General features: G+C 67.0%; 22 protein-coding genes, 1 tRNA gene and 1 pseudogene. 17 read left to right on the top strand and 7 right to left on the bottom strand.

Annotated features, from left to right (window positions below; translation table 11 throughout):
• Positions 1–16 precede the first annotated feature (16 nt).
• Complete coding sequence (locus IDF66_RS11540; RefSeq protein ID WP_190266941.1) at positions 17–448, top strand: hypothetical protein; 432 nt, start codon at positions 17–19, stop codon at positions 446–448.
• A 115-nt stretch (positions 449–563) separates the two neighbouring features.
• Here the strand turns inward: IDF66_RS11540 and IDF66_RS11545 are convergent, their stop codons facing one another.
• Positions 564–1883: a UDP-N-acetylmuramoyl-tripeptide--D-alanyl-D-alanine ligase gene (locus IDF66_RS11545; RefSeq protein ID WP_190266942.1), complete on the bottom strand. Its 1320-nt coding sequence runs from the start codon at positions 1881–1883 to the stop codon at positions 564–566.
• Positions 1884–1944: 61 nt separating this feature from the next.
• Here IDF66_RS11545 and IDF66_RS11550 point away from each other — a divergent pair, with 61 nt between their 5' ends.
• The 15 genes and pseudogenes from IDF66_RS11550 to nuoN all read left to right on the top strand — a co-directional run bounded on the left by IDF66_RS11550 (position 1945) and on the right by nuoN (position 19603).
• A complete protein-coding gene (locus IDF66_RS11550; protein ID WP_190266943.1) occupies positions 1945–3024 on the top strand; it encodes a D-alanine--D-alanine ligase family protein in 1080 nt (359 codons plus the stop codon).
• Between the two features lie 103 nt (positions 3025–3127).
• Complete coding sequence (locus IDF66_RS11555; RefSeq protein ID WP_190266944.1) at positions 3128–3541, top strand: DNA-binding transcriptional response regulator; 414 nt, start codon at positions 3128–3130, stop codon at positions 3539–3541.
• Positions 3542–3624: 83 nt separating this feature from the next.
• Entirely contained in the window at positions 3625–4038 is a 414-nt protein-coding gene (locus IDF66_RS11560; protein ID WP_164309595.1) for an NADH-quinone oxidoreductase subunit A, read from the top strand.
• Between the two features lie 69 nt (positions 4039–4107).
• Complete coding sequence (locus tag IDF66_RS11565) at positions 4108–4662, top strand: NuoB/complex I 20 kDa subunit family protein (RefSeq protein ID WP_164309594.1); 555 nt, start codon at positions 4108–4110, stop codon at positions 4660–4662.
• Positions 4659–5402 (top strand): NADH-quinone oxidoreductase subunit C, encoded by a 744-nt coding sequence (locus IDF66_RS11570; protein WP_190266945.1) that lies wholly within the window; start codon positions 4659–4661, stop codon positions 5400–5402. The genes IDF66_RS11565 and IDF66_RS11570 overlap by 4 nt, the downstream gene beginning before the upstream one ends.
• Positions 5402–6757, top strand: a complete 1356-nt coding sequence (gene nuoD / locus IDF66_RS11575) for an NADH dehydrogenase (quinone) subunit D (RefSeq protein WP_190266946.1) — start codon at positions 5402–5404, stop codon at positions 6755–6757. Before IDF66_RS11570 ends, nuoD begins: the two co-directional genes overlap by 1 nt.
• Positions 6754–8777: pseudogene (gene nuoF, locus IDF66_RS11580) on the top strand (NADH-quinone oxidoreductase subunit NuoF). Before nuoD ends, nuoF begins: the two are co-directional and overlap by 4 nt.
• Positions 8774–11194, top strand: a complete 2421-nt coding sequence (locus IDF66_RS11585; protein WP_190266947.1) for an NADH-quinone oxidoreductase subunit G — start codon at positions 8774–8776, stop codon at positions 11192–11194. The pseudogene nuoF and the gene IDF66_RS11585 overlap by 4 nt, the downstream one beginning before the upstream one ends.
• Positions 11191–12600, top strand: a complete 1410-nt coding sequence (gene nuoH, locus IDF66_RS11590) for an NADH-quinone oxidoreductase subunit NuoH (protein WP_190266948.1) — start codon at positions 11191–11193, stop codon at positions 12598–12600. The genes IDF66_RS11585 and nuoH overlap by 4 nt, the downstream gene beginning before the upstream one ends.
• A complete protein-coding gene (gene nuoI / locus IDF66_RS11595) occupies positions 12593–13129 on the top strand; it encodes an NADH-quinone oxidoreductase subunit NuoI (RefSeq protein ID WP_164309589.1) in 537 nt (178 codons plus the stop codon). Before nuoH ends, nuoI begins: the two co-directional genes overlap by 8 nt.
• Before the next feature lie 23 nt (positions 13130–13152).
• On the top strand, positions 13153–13971 hold the full coding sequence (locus IDF66_RS11600; protein ID WP_190267458.1) for an NADH-quinone oxidoreductase subunit J: 819 nt from the start codon (positions 13153–13155) through the stop codon (positions 13969–13971).
• Positions 13968–14267, top strand: a complete 300-nt coding sequence (nuoK, locus tag IDF66_RS11605) for an NADH-quinone oxidoreductase subunit NuoK (protein ID WP_164309588.1) — start codon at positions 13968–13970, stop codon at positions 14265–14267. Before IDF66_RS11600 ends, nuoK begins: the two co-directional genes overlap by 4 nt.
• A gap of 10 nt (positions 14268–14277) precedes the next feature.
• Positions 14278–16176 carry an NADH-quinone oxidoreductase subunit L gene (gene nuoL / locus IDF66_RS11610; RefSeq protein WP_190266949.1) on the top strand — a complete coding sequence of 633 codons (1899 nt, stop codon included), beginning with the start codon at positions 14278–14280 and terminating at the stop codon, positions 16174–16176.
• A 2-nt stretch (positions 16177–16178) separates the two neighbouring features.
• On the top strand, positions 16179–17894 hold the full coding sequence (locus IDF66_RS11615) for an NADH-quinone oxidoreductase subunit M (protein ID WP_223309425.1): 1716 nt from the start codon (positions 16179–16181) through the stop codon (positions 17892–17894).
• Positions 17891–19603, top strand: a complete 1713-nt coding sequence (nuoN, locus tag IDF66_RS11620; RefSeq protein WP_190266951.1) for an NADH-quinone oxidoreductase subunit NuoN — start codon at positions 17891–17893, stop codon at positions 19601–19603. The genes IDF66_RS11615 and nuoN overlap by 4 nt, the downstream gene beginning before the upstream one ends.
• A gap of 149 nt (positions 19604–19752) precedes the next feature.
• Here the strand turns inward: nuoN and IDF66_RS11625 are convergent.
• From IDF66_RS11625 to IDF66_RS11645, 5 genes are all read right to left on the bottom strand, one after another.
• Positions 19753–19840, bottom strand: a tRNA-Ser gene (locus IDF66_RS11625).
• 140 nt (positions 19841–19980) lie between these two features.
• Entirely contained in the window at positions 19981–20190 is a 210-nt protein-coding gene (locus IDF66_RS11630; protein ID WP_164309583.1) for a CsbD family protein, read from the bottom strand.
• A 110-nt stretch (positions 20191–20300) separates the two neighbouring features.
• Positions 20301–20570: a hypothetical protein gene (locus tag IDF66_RS11635; protein ID WP_190266952.1), complete on the bottom strand. Its 270-nt coding sequence runs from the start codon at positions 20568–20570 to the stop codon at positions 20301–20303.
• A gap of 121 nt (positions 20571–20691) precedes the next feature.
• Positions 20692–21132, bottom strand: a complete 441-nt coding sequence (locus IDF66_RS11640; RefSeq protein WP_190266953.1) for a nucleoside deaminase — start codon at positions 21130–21132, stop codon at positions 20692–20694.
• Between the two features lie 41 nt (positions 21133–21173).
• The gene (locus IDF66_RS11645) at positions 21174–21719 is read right to left on the bottom strand and encodes a tRNA adenosine deaminase-associated protein (RefSeq protein WP_164309580.1); all 546 of its coding nucleotides are present in this window, start codon (positions 21717–21719) and stop codon (positions 21174–21176) included.
• Between the two features lie 91 nt (positions 21720–21810).
• Between IDF66_RS11645 and IDF66_RS11650 the strand changes: the two genes are divergently transcribed.
• The gene (locus IDF66_RS11650; RefSeq protein WP_190266954.1) at positions 21811–22785 is read left to right on the top strand and encodes a prephenate dehydrogenase; all 975 of its coding nucleotides are present in this window, start codon (positions 21811–21813) and stop codon (positions 22783–22785) included.
• 1 nt (position 22786) lies between these two features.
• Here the strand turns inward: IDF66_RS11650 and IDF66_RS11655 are convergent, their stop codons facing one another.
• Positions 22787–23410 carry a putative glycolipid-binding domain-containing protein gene (locus tag IDF66_RS11655; RefSeq protein WP_164309578.1) on the bottom strand — a complete coding sequence of 208 codons (624 nt, stop codon included), beginning with the start codon at positions 23408–23410 and terminating at the stop codon, positions 22787–22789.
• Positions 23411–23425: the final 15 nt, after the last annotated feature.

Below are 23425 nucleotides of genomic sequence, written 5' to 3' on the forward strand. Positions count from 1 at the left end.
CCGGTACGGTGATCACATGTCGAGCAGCCTGCAACGCATCTCACTCGCTGTCCTGGCCGGATTTGCCGGTGTCGCGCTCGCCGCATGTGGCGGCGAGCAGGAGGCCACGTCGTCGTCGGAGACCTCGGCGGCAACCATCTCGGAGAACCCGAACGCATCCGTGGTGGGCGGACCGAAGCCGGTGTCGCCGACCACTTCGGTCGCCGACGACCACGCCGGCCACACCCAGTGTGGCATCACCAAGGGGCCCGACGGCTCGCTGCGGATCCTGATTCTGCAGGGCGATGTGTCCTGCGACACCGTGCAGCAGGTGGCCACGCAGTACAGCCCGAAGATCGCGACCGGCCAGCCGCAACAGGTGTCCGGCTGGCAATGCGGGCCGTCGGAGACCGCGGGAATCCTGGCCTCGTGCAGCAAGGGTGACCAGGAGTTCGGGCTCGCGCCATAGCCGGCTCCGAAACGGACATGCGTCCCCGAAATGCGGCCCCGTCACGAGGGCAGAGGACCCTTGGTCGACGGCGACTCACCCCGGGGCGCTTTCCCGGGGCACATTTCCGGAGCGCTCACGCACCCAGCGCGGTCGCCACCCGTTCGAGGGCCGCGACCCGACTGCCCTTCACGAGCACCGCATCACCCGCGGCGAGGTCGGCGAGCTCGGCGAGCGCGCCGTCGACATTCGCCACATGTCGCGCCACATTTCCGTAGTGCGACTCGTCGACGGCGATCACCTCGATCCCCAGGTCGTAGGCACGTTTGGCGATGGCAGCGTGCTGGGCCGCCGAATCCGATCCGAGTTCGGCCATCGTGCCGAGCACGGCGACCCGACGACGGGCGTCGAGTGCGGCCAGTGACTGCAGGGCGGCGGCCATCGAGGTCGGATTGGCGTTGTAGGCATCGTTGATGACGGTGACGCCTGCGGGCGTGGTCACCAGTTCCATCCGCAGTCCCGACAGCGCGGCGCTGAGCAGACCACTCGGGATCTCGTCGACGGGGACACCGAGCCATCCGGCCGCGGCGGCCGCGGCCAGCGCGTTCGGCACCTGGTGTTCGCCCCGGGCATCGAGCCGGACGTCGGCCTCGCCCCACGGCGTGTGCAGGCGGAACGAGGCACGCAACTGATCGTCGAGGGCGACGTCCGACGCGTGCACGTCCGACGACGAGCTCAGACCGAAGGTCAGCACACCGGCGTCGGTCCGGCTCGCCATCGCCGCGACACGCTCGTCGTCGGCGTTCAGCACGGCGAGACCGTCCACCGGCAGCGCCTCCACCAACTCGCCCTTGGCGAGGGCGACGGACTCGATGTCGCCGAACAGCTCCAGATGCACACCCTCGACGCGCGTGATGATGCCGACGGTCGGACGGGCGATGCCGCACAGCAGGTCGATGTGCCCGATGCCGCGCGCGCCCATCTCGACCACGACGGCCTCGGTGTCGTCGGGGGCGCCTGCGAGAGTGAGGGGCAGCCCGAGCTCGTTGTTGAACGATTTCTCGCTGGCAGTCGTCCGGTACGTCGTCGCGAGAACACCCGCGAGCAGATCCTTCGTCGACGTCTTGCCCACCGAGCCGGTCACGCCGACGACCCTCTCCGGCAGCCGATCGCGCGCCGCCCCACCGAGGTCGGCGAGCGCCGCGGCCGTGTCGGTGACGGTGATCGCGGGGAGCGTGATGTCGGGATCGGTGCCCTGGGACGTCAGATATGCCGAGGCACCTCCGTCCGCTGCGGCCGCCACGAACTCGTGGCCGTCGCGCGCCGCGACGATCGGTACGAACAACTGCCCGGGGCGCATGCTCCGGGAGTCGATGCCTGCACCGTCGATCTGCACGTCGTCGCCGACGAGCCCTCCGGCGACGGCTGCTGCGACCTCACTTGCCCTGAAATGCACACCGCAACGCTACAAGCACCACGTCCGGTGAGCCGGTTGTGGTGGCCGTATCGTGTCAGCCATGGCTTCACCCCTGCTGCGTCTGGTCGTCCTGTTCGGTGGCGTCTCCGCAGAACACGACGTCTCATGCGTCACCGCAGCCCATGTGCTCGCAGCCGCCGATCGCGACAAGTACGAGCTGGTGCCGATCGGTATCGCGAAGAACGGGACGTGGCTGCGCAACGACAAGGCGATCGCGACGCTCGCCGACGGCGGCGAGCTGCCCGACCGGCTGGAGACCGCAGGCACCGAGGTGGAACCGTTGGCCGCGATCCGTGGCGACCTCGATGCCTCGACCATCACTGTCGTGCTGCCGCTGCTGCACGGGCCGCACGGCGAGGACGGCACCATCCAGGGGATGCTCGAGCTCTTCACGGTGCCGTACGTGGGCGCAGGTGTGTTGTCGTCGGCGCTGTGCATGGACAAGGCGATGGCCAAGATCGTCGCCGAGCAGGCGGGTATCCCACAGTGCCGGTGGATCGAGTTCCGCGACGGCATCGACGACCCGAACACCATCGTCGCCCGGGCGATCGACGAGCTCGGACTGCCACTGTTCGTCAAACCGGCCAACCTGGGATCGTCGGTGGGCATCACCAAGGCGCACGACGCGTCCGAACTGGACAAGTCCATCGACCTCGCACTGCGCTACGACGACGTGGTGATCATCGAGGAGAGCGTGACCGCACGCGAGGTGGAGGTGGCCGTCCTCGGGAACACCGCGCCGGAGGCGTCGGTCCCCGGCGAGATCCTGCCCGGCAGCGAGTTCTACGACTACGAGGACAAGTACGTCACCGGCGCGGCCACCCTCGTCATCCCTGCCGATCTGCCCGCGGAGGTCACCGGCGAGGTCCGCGAACTCGCGGCCAGGTCGTTCACCGCGCTGCGCTGCGCAGGCATGGCGCGCGTGGACTTCTTCTACGAGGCAGGCGGCCGCGGCTGGCTGTTGAACGAGGTCAACACGATTCCCGGATTCACCCCGGCATCGATGTACCCCAAGCTGTGGGAGGCGTCGGGTCTGAGCTACCCCGACCTCATCGATCGTCTGGTCACCTTGGCGCTCGACAACCACCGTCGACGGGCCGGGTTCTCCACGGAGCACTGAGCGCGCGGTCGGCGACGGGTCTCCACCCGCTCGGCGGGAAAGTGAACCCGCCCGGCGCGATTCTGCGCACGGTCGGCGGAGATCTGACGGTAATGTGCTCGACGTGACCGACCCCGCCCGCGATACCGTCTCGGCGCTGCGCGTGTTGGTCTATTCAGATCATTCGGACACCCGCGCGGCGGTCATCCGCGCACTCGGCCGCAGCCCCGACCCCGACCTTCCCGAGCTGAGTTTCGTCGAGGTCGCCACCGCCCCCATGGTGTTCGCGCAACTCGACGCCGGCGTGATCGACGTGGTCATCCTCGACGGCGAGGCGACACCCGCGGGCGGGATGGGCCTCGCGAAGCAGATGAAGGACGAGATCGATCCGTGCCCGCCGACGCTCGTGCTGCTCGGCCGGGCCGACGACCGCTGGCTGGCGGACTGGTCACGGGCCGACGCCACCGCGACGCTGCCGGTGGACCCGATCACCCTGTCGACCACGGTGGTCGAGCTGCTTCGAAACGCCGAACTGTAGAAAGCTCGACAACGGCCCCTCCCCCGCTAGTAGGCTTGTGGCACAGCTCACATCAGGCCGCAAATGTGGGGAGCCGCCACCCTATGAACGCCTACGTCCCGATCATGGTTCTCGGGGCAATTGCCATGGGGTTTGCGGTGTTCTCGGTCGGCATCGCAATCCTGGTCGGCCCGAAGCGGTACAACCGCGCCAAATTGGAACCGTACGAATGCGGCATCGAACCGCTCACCGAATCGCACAGCCTGGCCCCCGGCGGCGCATCGGTGACCACCACGCCACGCATCACCGACCGCGTGGTCCAGCGCATCCCCGTGAAGTACTACCTCACGGCGATGCTCTTCATCATCTTCGACATCGAGATCGTCTTCCTCTATCCGTGGGCAGTCGCCTTCGACTCCCTCGGATGGTTCGGACTCGCCGCCATGGCCCTGTTCATCGTCAACGTGTCGGTGGCCTACGCCTACGAGTGGCGACGCGGAGGACTGACCTGGGAATGACCATGGCCGCGGCGTGCGCCCCGCCGGGTGCATGCCGCGACTGCCGGCACACGCAAGGAGGTTCGCGACATGGGACTCGAGGAGAAACTGCCCAGCGGCTTCCTACTGAGCACTGTCGAAGACCTGGCCGGGTTCATGCGCAAGGGATCGTTGTGGCCTGCCACCTTCGGGCTGGCCTGCTGCGCCATCGAGATGATGGCGACCACCTCCGGCCGTTACGACCTCGCGCGATTCGGGATGGAGGCATTCCGGGCGTCGCCGAGGCAGGCCGACCTGATGATCGTCGCAGGCCGCGTCAGCCAGAAGATGGCCCCGGTGCTGCGCCAGATCTACGACCAGATGGTCGAGCCCAAATGGGTACTGGCCATGGGTGTTTGCGCGTCGTCCGGGGGCATGTTCAACAACTACGCGATCGTCCAGGGTGTCGACCACGTCGTCCCGGTCGACATCTACTTGCCCGGCTGTCCACCCCGGCCCGAGATGCTCCTCAACGCGATCCTCACACTGCATGAGCAGATCGCCGAGATGCCACTCGGGGTCAACCGCGAGCAGGCGATCTGGGCGGCCGAACAGGCGGCGCTGCAGGCGAAGCCGACCATCGAGATGAAGGGTCTGCTCCGATGAACACAGAACGGCCCGAGGACCCCGCCCCGGAGACCACCGGGACCGCAGGCGAGATGACCAGAGACGAGCAGACCGGACCAGAGCAGATCGGTGTACGTCGCGGCCTGTTCGGGGTCCAGGGCAGCGGCGACACCTCCGGATACGGCGGGCTGGTGCAGGCCGTCACCCTTCCCGGAAGTTCGGTCCGACCCTTCGGCGGCTACTTCGACGAGATCGCCGACCAGCTCGCCGCCGGTCTGGACGAACTACCCGGAACGGACTACCACCAGGCCATCGACAAAGTGGTGATCTTCCGCGACGAGATGACACTGCACGTCCACCGTGATCATCTGCGGGCGGTGGCTCTGACGGTCCGCAACCGCGACACGCTCCGCTTCGAATTGTGTTTGGGCGTGAACGGGGTTCACTACCCGGACGACCGCGACCGTGAACTCCACGCGGTGTATCCGCTCGCCTCGATCACCCACAATCGCCGCCTGCGGCTCGAGGTGTCGGTCGCCGACGCCGATCCGCACATACCGAGTCTGACCGACATCTACCCGACCAACGACTGGCACGAACGCGAGACCTACGACTTCTTCGGCATCGTCTTCGACGGACACCGGTCCCTGACCCGGATCCAGATGCCCGACGACTGGCGGGGGCACCCGCAGCGAAAGGACTACCCACTCGGCGGGGTTCCCGTGGAGTACAAGGGAACCCGGATCGCACCGCCCGATCAACGGAGGTCCTACAACTGATGACCACCACCGACCACGGCAACACCGGCGCCCACCGTTCCGCAGATGTGCACCCCACCCAGACCTACACCGTCTCCGGCCAGGACTGGGACGAGATCGTCACCGCGGTACGGGAACGGGCCGCGGAGCAACCCGGTGACGAGCGCATCGTGGTCAACATGGGCCCGCAGCACCCGTCCACCCACGGCGTGCTGCGGCTCATCCTCGAGATCGAGGGCGAGACCGTCACCGAGGCCCGCTGCGGAATCGGGTACCTGCACACCGGTATCGAGAAGAACCTGGAGTATCGCAACTGGACGCAGGGCGTCACCTTCGTCACGCGGATGGACTATCTCGCGCCGTTCTTCAACGAGACCGCGTACTGTCTCGGCGTCGAACGCCTGCTCGGTATCACCGACGATGTCCCGGAGCGCGCAAGCGTGATCCGCGTGATGCTGATGGAACTCAACCGCATCTCATCGCATCTGGTCGCGTTGGCAACCGGCGGAATGGAACTCGGGGCGGTGACGGCGATGTTCCTCGGATTCCGCGAACGGGAGATGATCCTCGACGTCTTCGAGCACATCACCGGGTTGCGGATGAACCACGCCTACATCCGGCCGGGCGGCGTGTCGCAAGATCTCCCCGATGACGCGGTCGACAAGGTCTCCGCGCTGCTCGACGTCCTGCCGTCGAGACTCGGCGAGCTCGAGGACCTGCTCAACGAGAACTACATCTGGAAGGCCCGCACCCAGGGCGTCGGCTACCTCGACCTCACCGGATGTATGGCGCTCGGCATCACCGGGCCGGTGCTGCGGTCCACCGGACTGCCACACGACCTGCGCAAATCCCAACCCTACTGCGGCTACGAACATTACGAGTTCGATGTCATCACCGACACGACCTGCGACTCCTACGGTCGCTACCTGATCCGGGTCAAGGAGATGCAGGAGTCGGTGAAGATCGTCCGGCAATGCATCGACCGCCTGCGGCCCGGTCCGGTGATGGTGTCCGACCGGAAGCTCGCCTGGCCCGCCGACCTCGCCCTCGGACCCGACGGCCTCGGCAACTCGCCGGAACACATCGCGAAGATCATGGGCACCTCCATGGAAGCCCTCATCCACCACTTCAAGCTGGTGACCGAAGGGATGCGGGTACCCGCCGGACAGTGCTACGTCGCGGTCGAATCCCCGCGCGGCGAACTGGGTGTCCACATGGTCAGCGACGGCGGCACACGACCGTACCGGGTGCACTACCGGGATCCGTCGTTCACGAATCTGCAGGCGGTGGCGGCGATGTGCGAGGGCGGCATGGTCGCCGACGTGATCACCGCCGTCGCCAGCATCGACCCGGTGATGGGAGGGGTTGACCGATGACCGATCCGGTGTTCGTGGACCTGACGGCGCCACCGGCGGAGGGCGTTCCGGTGGACATACCCGCACCGCACCCGACGATCCGCTTCGACGGCCGCGCCGACTACCCCGACGATGTGGCCGAACGACTCTCGGCCGATGCCGCCGGCATCATCGCCCGCTACCCCCGGTCACGTTCGGCCCTGTTACCCCTGCTGCACCTGGTGCAATCCGAGGACGGCCAGATCACCCCGGCGGGTGTGACCTTCTGCGCAGAGCAACTGTATCTGACCACGGCCGAGGTGTCCGCGGTCGCCACCTTCTATTCGATGTACCGCCGCTCGCCGACCGGCGAGTATCTCGTCGGTGTCTGCACCAACACGCTGTGCGCGATCATGGGCGGTGACGAGATCCTCGCCGCGCTGCGGGACCACCTCGGCATCGACGCGGGCGAGACATCGGCGGACGGGCGCATCACCCTCGAACACGTCGAATGCAACGCCGCATGCGATTTCGCCCCGGTCGTGATGGTCAACTGGGAATTCTTCGACAACCAGACCCCGACCAGCAGCGTGGAACTCGTCGAGGATCTCCGCGCAGGCGTCCCCCTCACCCCGGCCCGCGGAACCGGCACCGTGTGCACATTCCGGCAGACCGCCCGGCTGCTCGCCGGCCTTCCCGAGACGGAGGACCGGGTATGACCGACCCGGCACAGACCCCCGTGCTCAGCCGATTCTGGTCCGAGCCGGAGTCCTGGACCTTGCGGAACTACGAATCGCACGACGGCTATGCAGCGCTGCGGTCCGCTCTCACGACCCCGCCGGACGAGATCATCGCGTTGGTCAAGGCATCCGGGCTCCGCGGCCGCGGCGGCGCAGGCTTCCCGGTGGGGATGAAATGGTCGTTCATCCCGCAACAGGACCCCGACGCGCCGGCCGATCCGGCGGCACCACCGCACTACCTGGTGGTCAATGCCGACGAGTCCGAACCGGGTACCTGCAAGGACATCCCGTTGATCCTGGCGTCTCCGCACTCCCTGATCGAAGGCGCGATCATCGCCGCCTACGCCATCCGCGCCGAACACGCCTTCATCTACCTGCGCGGCGAGGTCGCCTCGGTGCTGCGCCGACTACGCGACGCCGTCGACGAGGCCAGGGCGGCAGGCTATCTGGGTACCGACATCCTGGGGTCCGGTTTCGATCTCGATCTCGTGGTCCACGCCGGTGCCGGTGCGTACATCTGCGGGGAGGAGACCGCGCTCCTGGACTCCCTGGAGGGCCGCCGTGGGCAGCCACGCCTGCGTCCCCCGTTCCCCGCCGTGGCGGGGCTGTACGCGAGTCCGACGGTGGTCAACAACGTCGAGTCCATCGCGAGTGTGCCGCCGATCATCCGCAACGGTGTCGACTGGTTCCGGACGATGGGCACCGAGAAGTCGCCCGGCTTCACGCTGTACTCGCTGTCGGGTCACGTCGCGCGACCCGGCCAGTACGAGGCGCCACTGGGGATCACCTTGCGGGAGTTGCTCGATCGGGCCGGCGGTGTGCGGTCCGGCCATCAGCTGAAGTTCTGGACACCGGGCGGGTCGTCGACGCCCATCCTCACCGCCGAACACCTCGATGTGCCCCTCGACTACGAGGGGGTCGGCGAGGCCGGCTCGATGCTCGGCACCAAGGCCCTGCAGATCTTCGACGAGACAACCTGCGTGGTGCGCGCCGTCCTGCGGTGGACCGAGTTCTACGCGCACGAATCCTGCGGTAAATGCACACCCTGCCGGGAGGGCACCTACTGGTTGGTGCAGTTGTTGCGGCGACTCGAGGCGGGCGACGGACGACCCGAGGACCTCGACACCCTCACCGACATCACCAACACCATCGTCGGAAAGTCCTTCTGCGCGTTGGGTGACGGTGCCGGCAGTCCGATCGTCTCCTCGCTCAAGTACTTCCGGGACGAATACCTGGCACATTTCGAGGGCGGCTGCCCGTTCGATCATCACCGGTCGACGCTGTTCGCCGAATCAGTACCCGCTGCAGGAGGTGCGCGATGACCGCCGTCGACGACTCCACCGCCACCGGGCAGAAGAAGCCCGACCTCGTGTCGGTCACCATCGACGGAATCGAGATCTCGGTGCCGCCGGGCACTCTGGTGATCCGGGCGGCCGAGATGATCGGGACACAGATTCCGCGGTTCTGCGACCATCCACTGCTCGATCCGGTCGGCGCCTGCCGTCAGTGTCTGGTCGAGGTCGAGGGACAACGCAAACCGCTGGCCTCGTGCACCACGGTGGTGACCGACGGGATGGTGGTGCACACCCAACGCAGCTCCGAGGTGGCCGAGAAGGCCCAGCGTGGCGTGATGGAACTCCTGCTGATCAATCATCCCCTCGATTGCCCGGTGTGCGACAAGGGCGGTGAATGTCCGCTGCAGAACCAGGCGATGTCGTCGGGGCGCGGGGACTCACGCTTCACGGGCGCCAAACGCACCTTCACCAAACCGGTTCCGTTGTCGTCGGAGGTGCTGCTGGACCGGGAGCGGTGTGTATTGTGCGCCCGCTGCACCCGCTTCTCCGATCAGGTCGCAGGCGACCCACTCATCGGCTTCGGTGATCGCGGTGCGCTGCAACAGGTCACCATCTACCAGGACGACCCGTTCGAGTCGTACTTCTCCGGCAACACGGTGCAGATCTGCCCGGTCGGCGCGCTGACCAGCACCGCGTACCGCTTCCGCGCCCGTCCGTTCGATCTGGTGTCGTCGCCCAGCGTCTGCGAGCACTGTGCGAGCGGATGCGCGCAACGTACCGATCACCGGCGCGGAAAGGTGTTGCGGCGCCTGGCCGGTGACGATCCCGACGTCAACCAGGAATGGAACTGCGACAAGGGGCGGTGGGCGTTCGCGTACGCCTCCGCCGACGACCGGCTGACCGGACCCATGATCCGCAGGCCCGACGGCACCCTCGTGGAGGTGTCGTGGGCTCATGCCCTGCGGCATGCCGCCGAGGGACTCACCGCCGCACGTGGACGGACCGCGGTGCTGACCGGCGGCCGGCTGACCGCCGAGGACGCCTACGCGTATTCGCGTTTCGCCCGGACGGTTCTCGACACCAACGACATCGACTTCCGGGCGCGTGCCCACAGCGCCGAGGAGGCCGACTTCCTCGCCACGCACATCGCCGCTCGGCCCGACGACGTGACCTACCGTGAACTCGGCGTCGCCCCGGCGGTCTTGCTCGTCGCCTTCGAACCGGAAGAGGAGTCGCCGATCGTCTTCCTCCGGATGCGGCGGGCGATGCGCACCGCCGGCCAGCAGGTCACGGCTGTCGCCGCCTTCCGCAGCGCCGGGGTGGCGAAGTTGAATGGCACGCTCGTGCCGACGGCGCCCGGAGGCGAACCGGCCGTGCTCGATTCGGATGCCGCCGCCGACGCGGTCGCCGCCGAGGGTTCGGTCATCGTGGTCGGCGAACGGTTGGCCGCCGTCCCCGGCGGTCTCAGTGCCGCCGTCCGGCTCGCCAGACGCACCGGTGCACGCCTCGCCTGGATTCCGCGCCGGGCAGGCGAACGTGGCGCCGTCGAGGTGGGCGCGGCGCCGAACCTCCTGCCGGGCGGTCGGCCGGTGGCGGATCTGTCGGCACGCACCGAGATCGCGATGGCCTGGCAGATCGCCGATCTACCCAGCACCCCGGGGCGGGACACCGCGGCGATCCTGGACGCGACACTGCGTCAGGAGATCTCCGCACTCGTGGTCGGCGGAGTGGAACCCGACGATCTCCCCGATCCGGCGTCGGCCACCGCCGCGCTGGCCGACGCCGACTTCGTGGTGAGTCTGGAGATGCGTCGCAGCGCGGTCACCGAACACGCCGATGTGGTGTTCCCGGTCGCCGCGGCAGCAGAGAAACCGGGCATGTTCGTCGACTGGGAAGGGCGCGCCCGCCCGTTCGCGACGGCACTGCCCGAGGTCGGGACGCTCTCGGACCACCGGGTTCTCGACGCACTCGCCAAACAGATGGGGGTAGCGCTGCATTGCGACGACACCACCGCCATTCGTGGTGACCTCGAACGGATCGGCGCGTGGCGCGGTGCGCGGCCCGCGATGCCCGAGGTGGAGCCGAGGTCCAACCGCCCCGGCAATGGCACGGAGACCCGGCGCGCGGTGCTCGCGACCTGGCGGATGCTGCTCGACGCCGGCCGGATGCAGGACGGTGAACCACATCTCGCAGGCACGGCGCGTGCGCCCGTCGCCCGCATGTCCCCGACCACTGCTGCGGGTATCGGGGCCGACGCGGGTACCGACGTCGAGGTCGGCACCGATCGCGGCGCGATCGTCCTGCCCCTCGAGATCGTTCCCATGGCCGACGGCGTCGTCTGGGTGCCGCAGAACGCGCCCGGCGCGGGCGTGTACACCCATCTGCGGGCCCGGGCCGGCGACGTCGTGGCCATCGCACCGGCGGCAACTCGGGAGGTGCGATGACCTTCCCGACACTTGCCGACTTCGGCCATGACCCCTGGTGGCTCATCCTGATCAAGGCGGTGGCGGTCTTCGCGTTCCTGGTCGCCAATCCACTCGCCGCCATCCTGATCGAGCGAAAGATCATGGCGCGGATGCAGACCCGCATCGGACCCAACCGGGTCGGTCCGCGCGGCCTGCTGCAGAGTCTGGCCGACGGCGTCAAACTGGCGCTCAAAGAGGGCATCATCCCGTCGAGCGTCGACAAGCCGATCTACCTTCTCGCCCCGATCATCGCGGTGGTGCCGGCGATCATGGCATTCGCGGTCATCCCGTTCGGTCCGATGGTGTCGGTGTTCGGGCACCAGACCCCGCTGCAGCTCACCGACCTCCCGGTCGGTGTTCTCTACGTCCTCGCCATCACCTCGGTTGGCGTGTACGGCATCGTGCTGGCCGGGTGGTCGTCGGGCTCGACGTATCCGCTGCTCGGCGGGCTGCGCTCCACGGCCCAGGTGATCTCCTACGAGATCGCGATGGGCCTCACCTTCGCCGCGGTGTTCCTCGATGCGACCACCATGTCGACATCGGGCATCGTGGCTGCACAAGAACATCATTGGTATGTGCTGTTGCTGTTGCCGTCGTTCGTGATCTATGCGATCTCGATGGTCGGCGAGACCAATCGCGCACCCTTCGACCTGCCCGAGGCCGAGGGCGAACTCGTCGGCGGATTCCACACCGAGTACTCCTCGCTCAAGTTCGCCATGTTCATGCTCGCCGAGTACATCAACATGGTCACCGTCTCGGCACTCGCCACCACCCTGTTCCTCGGTGGTTGGCAGGCGCCCTGGCCGGTCAGCATCTTCGACTGGGCGAACTCCGGCTGGTGGCCGATCCTGTGGTTCACGATCAAGGTCTGGGTGTTCCTGTTCGTGTTCATCTGGCTGCGGACCAGTCTGCCCCGCCTGCGCTACGACCAGTTCATGAACCTGGGCTGGAAGGTCCTGATCCCGATCTCGCTGACCTGGGTGATGGTGGTCGCCCTGATCCGCGCGGCGATCGGCACTTCCGCCGACGACGACCTCGTGCGCTCGCTGGTCTCGGCAGGCGCCGGACTCGTGGTGACCGCGCTGATCGGATATGCCATCTGGCGGCTGATGAGACTTCCTGCTGCGCAGGATGTCTCGAGACGCGGTGCCTCCGTCGCCACTACTCCGCCGGATCGAGTAGCCGGCGCGCGAAGCGTGTCGGCGTATCGAGATCGACCACCGGGAGACGGACCACCCGACGACGAACGGGAAGAGGTCTTCGACCCGATGGCAGGCGGATTCCCGGTGCCTCCGATGCCGGGTCAGGTGCTTGCGACCGGCCCCGCAAGCAAACCCGCCCAAAGCCCTCCATCCGGCCCCGCGAAGGAGACGACCGATGCCTGAGTTCCTCAAGCCGATGAGCGGTCTCGGGGTGACCTTCTCGTCGATGTTCTCGCCGACCATCACCGAGCAGTATCCCGAGGAGAAGACCCCCACGGCGCCGCGCTATCACGGGCGGCATCAGCTCAATCGGCATCCCGATGGACTGGAGAAGTGCATAGGCTGCGAGCTGTGCGCCTGGGCCTGCCCGGCCGACGCCATCTATGTCGAAGGTGCCGACAACACCGCCGAGGAGCGGTATTCGCCCGGTGAGCGTTACGGGCGCGTCTACCAGATCAACTACCTGCGCTGCATCGGCTGCGGCCTGTGTATCGAGGCGTGCCCGACCCGCGCGCTCACGATGACCAACGACTACGAGATGGCCGACGACAACCGTGCCGACCTCATCTACGAGAAGGACCGCCTCCTCGCACCACTCGAGCCCGGGGTGACCCCGGCACCCCACGACATGGCACCTGGTTCCACCGAGGAGAGCTACTACCGAGGCGAGGTGTCGAAGGACGGGCGACTGATCGCGAAGGACGAGTCGTGACGACGGCACTGGTCGCGGAATTGATGCGGACACCCACAACGGTCCCGCTCGCTGCGCTCCCGACGACCAGCACCGGCGAGGCCGTGCAGTTCTGGGTCCTCGGCGTGGTCGCGGTGGCCGGTGCGCTTGGCGTGGTGTTCGCGACCAAGGCGGTCTACTCGGCGATCTTCCTGGCCACCACCATGATCGTCCTCGCGGTCTTCTACGTCGCGCAGGGCGCGCTGTTCCTCGGCGTCGTCCAGGTCGTCGTCTACACCGGGGCGGTGATGATGCTGTTCTTGTTCGTGCTGATGCTGATCGGTGTCGACTCGTCGGATTCCCTGGTGGAAACCCTTCGTGGACAACGTGTCGCGGCCGTCGCCCTCGGTATCGGCTTCGGTGTGTTGCTGATCGCCGCAATCGCGAACGCATCGCTGGCGGTGTTCGCGGGGGCACCGACGGCCGGGCCGCCCACGGTTTCCGGCACCGGCTCCGACGGGAACATCGAGGCGATCGCGCGGCTGATCTTCGTCCAGTACCTGTGGGCATTCGAACTGACCGGCGCGCTGCTGATCGCCGCCACCCTCGGCGCGATGGTCCTGGCGCATCGGGAACGGTTCGGGCCGCGGCGAAGTCAGCGTGAACTGTCCGAGGAGAGGTTCCGAAACGGCGTCGACATGACGCCGATGCCCAGTCCCGGCGTGTATGCCCGTCACAACGCGGTCGACGTCCCCGCACTGCTGCCCGACGGTACTCCATCGGAGCTCTCGGTGAACGCGACTCTGCGTCCACGGCCGGCAGCCGCGCCGCCGACGTCGGAGCCGGACGGCATCCGTCGAGCCCTCGGAAAGGCCGGCCGATGAACCCCGCGAACTACCTGTACCTCTCGGCGCTGCTGTTCTCGATCGGCGCCGCCGGGGTACTGATGCGCCGCAACGCGATCGTGGTCTTCATGTGCATCGAGTTGATGCTCAACGCGGCGAACCTGGCGTTCGTGACGTTCGCCCGGATGCACGGTTCGTTCGACGGCCAGGTGATCGCGTTCTTCACGATGGTCGTCGCTGCGGCCGAGGTGGTGGTGGGACTGGCCATCATCATGACCATCTTCCGCTCCCGCAGGTCGGCCTCGGTCGACGGCACAGATCTGCTGAAGCGGTAGGGGGCCACCGGTGAGCATCGAATCGACCGCAGATCTCCTCTGGCTGGTGCCGGCTCTTCCGTTGATCGGTGCGGCGGTCCTCCTGCTGGGTGCCCGTCGGACCGACAAGTGGGGGCATCTCCTCGGCACCGCTCTGGCTCTCGCATCCTTCGCGCTCGGACTGTCGATGTTCATCGGCATGCTCGGCCGGACCACCGATGACCGCGCCGTCCACCACATCCTGTTCTCCTGGGTGCCGGTCGGAGAGTTGCAGATCGACTTCGGGCTGCAGCTCGATCAGTTGTCGATGTGCTTCGTCCTGCTGATCACCGGGGTCGGTTCCCTGATCCACATCTACTCGATCGGCTACATGGCCGACGACCCGGACCGGCGCCGGTTCTTCGCCTATCTCAACCTCTTCCTGGCGGCCATGCTGATCCTGGTCCTCGCCGACAACTATCTCGGCCTCTACCTCGGCTGGGAGGGCGTGGGCCTCGCCTCGTACCTGCTCATCGGCTTCTGGCAGTACAAGCCGACGGCGGCGACCGCCGCGAAGAAGGCTTTCGTCGTGAACCGAGTCGGCGACATCGGTCTGGCCGTCGCGCTGATGATCATGTTCGCCACCTTCGGGGCCGTTTCCTTCGAGACCGTGTTCGCCGGCGCCGATCAGGCAGGCCAGAGTGTGCTCACCGCACTGGGATTCGTGTTGCTGCTCGCGGCGTGCGGCAAATCGGCGCAGGTGCCGCTGCAGTCGTGGCTCGGCGATGCGATGGAGGGCCCGACCCCGGTGTCGGCGCTCATCCATGCCGCGACGATGGTGACCGCAGGCGTATATCTGATCGCGCGCTCGAACCCGATCTTCGACCTCGCGCCTGCCGCACAGGTCGGGGTCACCGTCGTGGGCGCGGTCACCCTGTTGTTCGGCGCCATCATCGGCTGCGCGAAGGACGACATCAAGAAGGCACTGGCGGCGTCGACGATGAGCCAGATCGGCTACATGATCCTGGCCACCGGATTGGGTCCCGCCGGTTACGCATTCGCGATCATGCACCTGCTCACCCACGGGTTCTTCAAGGCGGGACTGTTCCTCGGCGCGGGCTCGGTGATGCACGGGATGAACGACGAGACCGACATGCGCCGTTTCGGCGGCCTCCGCACGGTCATGCCGATCACGTTCGTCACCTTCGGACTCGGCTACCTCGCCATCATCGGTGTGCCGCCGTTCGCCGGGTTCTTCTCCAAGGACCCGATCATCGAGGCCGCCTTTGCCTCCGGCGGCGCGGGCGGATGGCTGCTGGGCAGTGCCGCGCTGCTGGGTGCCGGGATCACCGCGTTCTACATGACACGCGTGATGTTGTTGACGTTCTTCGGCGACCGCCGCTGGCATGACGATGCACACCCCCATGAGTCGCCCGGCGTGATGAGTGCGCCGATGATCCTCATCGCAATCGGATCGGTGATCTCCGGCGCACTGCTGGCGTGGGGGGATTCGCTGGTGCACTGGCTCGAACCCGTTGTCGGCGAGGAACACCACGAACTGGCGGTGCCGACGTGGGTGGTCACGGTGACGATCCTGGCCGTCGTCGCGATCGGGATCGCCCTCGCATGGCGGCAGTACGCCACGCATCCGGTCCCCGAAATCGCACCGGAGGACGTGTCCGCGCTCACCGTGGCCGCGCGCCGCGACCTGTACGGCGACGCGGTCAACGAGAACCTGCTGATGCGGCCGGGTCAAGAGCTCACCCGGGGACTCGTGCTCGTCGAGAACGACGGCGTGGACGGACTCACCACCGGGATCGGCCGCACCGTCGGCGCATTGTCGCAACGAATACGTGGCTGGCAGAACGGCTACGTCCGGTCATATGCGTTGTCGATGTTCGCCGGCGCAGTCCTGATCGTCGCGATGGTGATGGTGGTGAACGTCCTGTGAGCATGCCCTGGTTGACCATCTTGTGGCTGTTGCCGGCGGTCGGGTCGGTTGCGGTGCTGGCGATCCCGAGCAGCCGACCGGATGTTGCGAAGTGGCTCGGGCTGGGCATCTGCATCGCTGTGCTGATGGTCGCGCTGGGCCTGGCCGCCGGCTTCGACAGCACCGGCGCCCGCTACCAGTTCGTCGAGGATCACAGTTGGATCCCCGCCTTCGGCACCCGGTATGCCCTCGGACTCGACGGCATCGGTCTGGTGCTGGTACTCCTCACCGCGGTACTCCTCCCACTGCTCATCCTGGCCGGCTGGAACGACGCCGATCACACCGGTTCACTGGATCATTCGGCCGGGCGCCGTCAGAAAGGACCGCACACCTATCTCGCCCTGATCCTGGCGGTCGAGGCGATGGTGCTGATGAGTTTCGTCGCCCTCGACATCCTGCTGTTCTACATCTTCTTCGAGGCGATGCTGATCCCGATGTACTTCCTGATCGGCGGCTTCGGTGGTCGCGGGCCGCATGCCGACGGCGCCGGGAGCGCAGCGAGCGGGCCGGATGAGAACGGCGCCGGGAGCGGCGCGAGCGGGCCACAGGACAACAGCCTCGATCGATCGCGGGCAGCGGTGAAGTTCTTGCTGTACAACCTCTTCGGCGGATTGATCATGCTGGCCGCGGTGATCGGCCTCTACGTGGTGACCGCGCGGTCGGGCCTCGGGGCCGACGGCGGCGGGACGTTCGACCTGCGGACGGTGGTCGACGCCGTGTCGTCGGGACAGCTCGACGCCGGGGGTGGCCTGCTGAAGCTCCTCTTCCTCGGCTTCATGTTCGCCTTCGCGGTCAAAGCACCACTGTGGCCTTTCCATTCGTGGCTGCCCGATGCCGCGGTGGCCGCCACCCCGTCGGGCGCCGTGCTGATGATGGCCGTGGTCGACAAGGTGGGCACCTTCGCGATGCTGCGCTACTGTCTGCAACTGTTCCCTGACGCCGCGAAGTATTTCGCACCACTGATCACGGCGCTCGCGGTCATCGGCATCGTCTACGGCGCGGTCCTCGCGATCGGGCAGACCGACGTGATGCGGCTCATCGCCTACACGTCCATCTCCCACTTCGGCTTCATCATCCTCGGCATCTTCGCACTCACCACGCAGGGGCAGACCGGCTCCACGCTCTACATGGTCAACCACGGGATCTCCACCGCTGCACTGTTTTTGGTGGCCGGGTTCCTGGTGTCGCGCCGTGGCAGTCGGCTCATCGCCGACTACGGGGGGGTGCAGAAGATCGCCCCGATGCTGGCGGGGACGTTCCTCGTCGCGGGTCTCGCCACCCTGTCCCTGCCCGGACTTGCTCCGTTCATCAGCGAGTTCCTCGTCCTGATCGGCACATTCACCCGATATCCGGTCGCCGCGGTGGTGGCGACGAGCGCGCTGGTGCTGTCCGCGATCTATGTGTTGTGGCTGTACCAGCGGATGATGGGCGGCCCGGCACGACAGGTGGAGGGTCCGGGAGCGGCAACCCGGTCGATGCGTGACCTGCACGGCCGGGAACTCGTCGTGGTGACCCCGCTGATCGCATTGCTGCTGGTGTTCGGGGTGTATCCGAAACCGCTGCTGGATCTGATCGATCCGGCCGTCTCGCACACGATGAGCACCATTCACGAGCCGGACCCGCGCCCGACGGTGAGTGCCCCGACGGATCGGGTGCCGACAGAAGGGGTACCGAAGTGACCTCCGAGTATCTCGCCGCCATCGATCCGCCCAGCGTCGAGTACGGCCTGTTGTCGCCGATGCTGATCGTGTTCGGGGTGGCCGTCGCCGGGGTGCTGGTGGAGGCGTTCGCGCCCCGCAGGTTCCGCTATCGGACTCAACTCACTCTCGCGCTCGGTGGTCTGGCAGCGGCGTTTGCCGCGCTGGTGGCCGTCGCCGTCGCGCAGACACGGAACGGCGGTCACGGCCAGTTCGCGATGGCGGGTTCGGTCGTCATCGACCGGCCTGCCCTCTTCCTGCAAGGGATCCTGCTGCTCGTCTCGATCCTGGCGATCGCGTTCATGGCCGAACGACGACTCGAACGTGTCGTCGCGGCGCCGGCGATCACGCTACGAGTGAGCGACGGACCCGGGGCCGCCGCCCAGGCCGCCCTGGACTCGGTCGACGCCGACATGTTCACACCGTCAGGCGCCTCGGTCCCCAACACCGATGCGGAATTCGAGGCCACCCGCGCTGGTGCCATCACGACCGAGGTCTTCCCGCTCACCCTGTTGGCCGTCGGCGGCATGATGCTGTTCCCGGCGTGCGGTGATCTGCTCACGATGTTCATCGCGCTGGAGGTCTTCTCGCTGCCGCTGTACCTGCTGTGCGGCCTCGCACGTCGTCGACGATTGATCTCGCAGGAGGCCTCGCTCAAGTATTTTCTCCTCGGCGCGTTCTCGTCGGCATTCTTCCTCTTCGGCGCCGCCTTCGCCTACGGTGCAACCGGGTCGCTGCAACTCGGGGCGATCGGCAGGTCTGTCGGCGCGCCGGGCGCCGACTCCACGCTTCCGCTGATCGCCTTGGGACTGCTCTCGGTCGGCCTGTTGTTCAAGATCGGTGCCGTGCCTTTCCATTCGTGGATTCCCGACGTGTATCAGGGCGCGCCCACCACGGTCACCGCGTTCATGGCTGCGGCCACCAAGATCGCCGCCTTCGGCGGTCTGCTCCGGGTGTTCTTCGTCGGTTTCCCTGACCTGAAGAACTATTGGGAACCGGCACTCTGGGCGGTCGCCATCGCCACGATGCTGGCCGGCGCGGTGATGGCGGTCACGCAGACCGACGTCAAAAGGATGCTCGCTTACTCGTCGATCACGCACACCGGGTTCATCCTGCTGGGCCTCGTCGCCTTCGACGACGCGGGCGCCGCGAGCGGAGCGAGTGGGCCCACTCAGCCGGGCCTCGCGGCGACGATGTTCTACCTGGCCGCGTATGCGTTCTCGACCTTCGGCGCCTTCGCAACGGTCGCGGTGGTACGCGAGCCGGATCGGGTGTCCGGACCGCACCTGTCCGGGCGAGAAGCCACCGAGATCGCCCAATGGGCGGGGCTGGGCCGGCGATATCCTCTTGTCGGCGCGATGTTCTCGATGTTTCTGCTCGCCTTTGCCGGTATCCCGCTGACGAGCGGCTTCATCGCCAAGTTCGATGTCTTCGCGGCGGTCGCCGGGGCAGGCGGCGGAGTGCTGGTGGTGATCGGCGTGATCAGCAGCGCGATCGCCGCCTACTTCTACATCCGGATCATTGTCGCGATGTTCTTCGCCGACGTGCCGGTCGGCGCACCGCACGTCGTGAAGCCGAGTGTCCTGACGACCTCGTCGATCGCGGTCTGCACCGTCGTGACCATCGTGCTGGGAATCTTCCCGCAGCCGCTGTTGGACCTGACACGGGACGCGGCGCAGTTCCTGGCGTGATCCGGTCGCCGTCACGCACCCACCTCTGTTCGCAGAAGCCACCGTCATTCGGAACCACGGTGATGTGACCGGACCGGGGTATGTGCACAGCGGAGGGGCTCACACACGAAAACGGCCCCTCATCTGGTCAGATGAGGGGCCGTTCGCTGCGGTGGCGGAGGGATTTGAACCCTCGGTACGGGGTTACCGCACACAGCATTTCGAGTGCTGCACCTTCGGCCGCTCGGACACGCCACCGCGGAAGACTGTACCGCAGGACGCGCTCAGCCCTAAATTGACTGGTCAGAGGGCCCTTCGAGACGCTTCGCTCCTCAGGGAACGGGGAACGCTTCGCTCCTCAGGGAACGGGGAACGCTGCTCCTGAGGGAGCGGGTGCGTCAATTCCCGGTCAGTTTGTCCTTGACGTCGTCGACCTTGCCCTTGACCTTGTCGGCGGCCTCGGTGACCTTCTGCTTGCCTTGCGCGACACCCTGGTCGCCGCGGCCTTCGTCCTTGAGATCTTGATTGTCGGTGAGATCGCCGGCAGCTTCTTTACCGCGACCCTTCAACTCTTCGGCCTTGTTCTTGGCGTCGTCTGCAACTCCCATGAACTGCCTCCTCGTTGATATGACCGGGACATGGTTGTCACCGGTTGCAAGGCACTTCCCACCGTGCCATGGATGGCCCAGACGGGCCAGAACTGCTGGTCAGAGCCCTGTCAGCGATCCGTGATCTTGGTTTTGATCTCGTCGAACTTGTCCTTGGCGGTCGAGAGGGCATCCTGGACCTTCTCGTTCTCGGCGAACTCGCCGAACTTCTCCTTGGCAGTGCCGACGGCTCCCTGCACGGTGTCGCTCGCCGCGAACTCGTTGATCTTGTCCTTGGCCGTACCGACCGCGTCCTGGACCTTGCCGCTCTCGGCGAACTCGTTGATCTTGTCCTTGACGGTCTCGAGCGCCTCGTTGACCTTGTCGCTGGGATCGGACATGTCAGTCTCCTCGGGGTCTCCGAACGCGACCGGTGTCGCGCCCATGTGTCCAATCTGCCAGAGCATCGGCGCAGGCGAACCCTGATTTCCACCCTGATTCCGACCCGCAGCCACCCCGGGGTCAGTCCGTCCGGCGCGCCGTGAAGAAATCGATCATCAGGGCCTGGCAGTCCGCCTCGAGGATGCCGCCGACGACCTGTGGCCGGTGGGACAGTCGCGGGTCGCGGACCACATCCCAGAGCGAGCCGACAGCGCCCGTCTTGGGCTCCCACGCGCCGAAGAGGAGCGCATCCACCCGGGACAGCGTGATCGCCCCCGCGCACATCGTGCACGGCTCGACGGTCACCACGATGGTGCAGCCGGGCAACCGCCACCCGTCGCCGAAACGCTGTGCGGCCGCTCGCAATGCGAGGATCTCGGCGTGCGCGGTCGGGTCGCCGTCCGCCTCACGCCGGTTCGCGGCGCGCGCGAGCTCGATCCCATCGGGGTCGAAGACGACTGCGCCGATCGGCACGTCACCGTTGCCGCCCTCGCGGGCGGCAGCCAGAGCCGAGCGCATCATGGTCTCCCACCCCGCGCGCGGAGGTCCTACGTCGGCGGGCGTCAATGCCCCAGCGAGTCGAGCACCTTGGACAGCTCGTCGGCGAATCCGAGTCGCGCGGCGATCATGCCGAGCTGCTCGTCCGCGTAGAGGTCGGTATCCCCGACGATCACACTCATCACGGCATCCGGCAGCCCCAGATCGGCCAGGATGCCCAGATCCCCCTCTTCCCAGGGGTCGATGTCATCGAGCTCGTCGGGATCGAGATCCGGGACGTCGATGTTCATGGCGTCGAGGGCGTCGGCCGCGACGTCGTAGTCGACACCCGCCGTGGCATCCGAGATCAGCAGCTGCGCTCCCGACGGCCCGGGCCGGACCACGATGAAGAACTCGTCGTCGACGTCGAGCAGACCGAACACCGCACCCGCGGCACGCAGCTCACGGAGCTGGCGTTCGGCATCGTCGAGGGTCAGCAACGCCGACGGCTTGAGCGCACTCACCTTCCATGCACCGTCGTCGCGTACCACCGCCACCGCGAAACCCTCGATCTCGTCGGTGACGTCCTGCTTGTTCGAACCACCCGATACACCTGCGCCGGCACCTGCCATGCAGGTCACCGTAGCCGTAATCCGCGGGTCACCCAAGTCTCGGTCCCCGGCTCGCTGTTCACCGGATCAGGCCATATGGGAATCTGAACGGATGACTGCCGCGTCGACCCACCCCGACCCGTCCGCCGGTCTGCCGGTCTGCGTGCTCGGACTCGGACTCATCGGCGGTTCACTGCTGCGCACACTGCACGACGCAGGTCGATCTGCTTACGGTTACAACCGTTCCGGCGAGACCGTGGCGGCCGCGACGGCGGCCGGTTATCGGGCCTCCACCGATCTCGCGGCGACGCTGCGCCAGGCCTCCGCCGACAACGCGATCGTGGTGCTGGCGACGCCGGTGACCATCATCGACGACCTGCTGCCTGCCATCGTCGAGCATGCCGCGAACTGTCTGCTCACCGATGTCATCAGCGTCAAGCAGGCCGTCGCCGAGTCGGTGGCGCGACTGGCCCCCGGCGTGCGTCACGTGGGCGGCCACCCGATGGCCGGAACCAGCCAATCCGGTTGGACGGCAACAGATCCCGACTTGTTCCGCGACGCGATGTGGATGGTCACCACCGAAGACCACACCGACCCCGACGACTGGCTTGCGGTGGCCGCCATCGCCCGATCCGCCGGTGCATTCGTGGTGCCGGCGGCCGCCGGGGCACACGATCGCGCGGTCGCCGCGATCTCGCATCTGCCGCATCTGACCGCCGCGGTCACCGCCGCGGTCGGGGCGGGTGAAAGTGACCTGGCGCTACGCCTGGCGGCCGGCAGCTTCCGCGACGGCACGCGAGTGGCGGGCAGCGCACCAGCGCTGCAGCGAGCCATGTTGGAGGCCAACGGCATCGCCCTGCTGAACGTGCTGAGCGAGACCATCGACCGATTGATCGCGGCACGGGACGAGCTGCGGGACAAGGGCACCGTCGAGATCGTCGTCGACGACGGCCACCGCGCGCGATCGGCCTACCAGCAGATCGCCGGCGCGGCACCGTTGCCGATCACCGGCGTCACGGTCGGCGAGCCCGGCTGGGCGCAGGAACTGCGACGGCAGGCGCACCAGGCGAAGGTCTGGGTCGGGTGATTCAGACCCGGGTGGCCAGCCCGGCGTAGTCCACCACGAATCCGTTGTCGTCGACGGTCAACGTCGAGGTGACGACGGGCGAGACCACCGCGATCGAGTCCTTGCTCGCGGTGTAGTGCAACGTCGCGGGTTCGATCGTGCCTGCCGGGAGATAGAGGTAGGCGACCGGCACGTCGATCTCGCCAGAGCCGTTCTGCAATCCGTGACGACGGATCGGCAGCGCATTGAACATCGGCGACAGTGCCAGATCGACATCCTCGGCACCGTTGAAGTCGCTGCTGATGGTGCCCTCGGGCGTCTGCACCAGCCAGTTGTTCTGTCCGTCACGGGTGATGCCCAGTTGTGTTTCGCCACTCGCACGCAGCAGATGGACCGACAGACGCCTGGTCACGCCGTTGTCGTTGGTGACGAGTTCATACGACGCCGAGAACGCCTCGTGCTCGTCCGATGCGGCCGCGATGATCCGGCCGTACGCCTTGATGCGCGCGCCGGTCACGTGCAGGCGCACCTGTTCGAGCCGGTCAGAGGACTCACCGCGCCACGTGATCACCGTCTTGAGATCGGCCGACGGCGTGGTGCCGTCCTGTGGAGTGGTGCCGTCTGAGGCTGTCTGGGAAGAACTCACAGATCTACGGTAGCG

The organism is Gordonia hankookensis (assembly GCF_014673215.1).
Taxonomy (GTDB): Bacteria; Actinomycetota; Actinomycetes; order Mycobacteriales; family Mycobacteriaceae; genus Gordonia; species Gordonia hankookensis.

Coding starts and splice junctions, on each gene's coding strand:
- IDF66_RS11630 (WP_164309583.1), bottom strand. CDS start 20,190: ATGGGAGTTGCAGACGACGCCAAGAACAAGGCCGAAGAGTTGAAGGGT.
- IDF66_RS11570 (WP_190266945.1), top strand. CDS start 4,659: ATGAACACAGAACGGCCCGAGGACCCCGCCCCGGAGACCACCGGGACC.
- IDF66_RS11650 (WP_190266954.1), top strand. CDS start 21,811: ATGACTGCCGCGTCGACCCACCCCGACCCGTCCGCCGGTCTGCCGGTC.
- IDF66_RS11565 (WP_164309594.1), top strand. CDS start 4,108: ATGGGACTCGAGGAGAAACTGCCCAGCGGCTTCCTACTGAGCACTGTC.
- IDF66_RS11540 (WP_190266941.1), top strand. CDS start 17: ATGTCGAGCAGCCTGCAACGCATCTCACTCGCTGTCCTGGCCGGATTT.
- nuoD (WP_190266946.1), top strand. CDS start 5,402: ATGACCACCACCGACCACGGCAACACCGGCGCCCACCGTTCCGCAGAT.
- nuoK (WP_164309588.1), top strand. CDS start 13,968: ATGAACCCCGCGAACTACCTGTACCTCTCGGCGCTGCTGTTCTCGATC.
- IDF66_RS11615 (WP_223309425.1), top strand. CDS start 16,179: ATGCCCTGGTTGACCATCTTGTGGCTGTTGCCGGCGGTCGGGTCGGTT.
- IDF66_RS11585 (WP_190266947.1), top strand. CDS start 8,774: ATGACCGCCGTCGACGACTCCACCGCCACCGGGCAGAAGAAGCCCGAC.
- IDF66_RS11635 (WP_190266952.1), bottom strand. CDS start 20,570: ATGTCCGATCCCAGCGACAAGGTCAACGAGGCGCTCGAGACCGTCAAG.
- nuoI (WP_164309589.1), top strand. CDS start 12,593: ATGCCTGAGTTCCTCAAGCCGATGAGCGGTCTCGGGGTGACCTTCTCG.
- IDF66_RS11560 (WP_164309595.1), top strand. CDS start 3,625: ATGAACGCCTACGTCCCGATCATGGTTCTCGGGGCAATTGCCATGGGG.
- IDF66_RS11600 (WP_190267458.1), top strand. CDS start 13,153: ATGCGGACACCCACAACGGTCCCGCTCGCTGCGCTCCCGACGACCAGC.
- IDF66_RS11640 (WP_190266953.1), bottom strand. CDS start 21,132: ATGATGCGCTCGGCTCTGGCTGCCGCCCGCGAGGGCGGCAACGGTGAC.
- nuoH (WP_190266948.1), top strand. CDS start 11,191: ATGACCTTCCCGACACTTGCCGACTTCGGCCATGACCCCTGGTGGCTC.
- IDF66_RS11645 (WP_164309580.1), bottom strand. CDS start 21,719: ATGGCAGGTGCCGGCGCAGGTGTATCGGGTGGTTCGAACAAGCAGGAC.
- IDF66_RS11550 (WP_190266943.1), top strand. CDS start 1,945: ATGGCTTCACCCCTGCTGCGTCTGGTCGTCCTGTTCGGTGGCGTCTCC.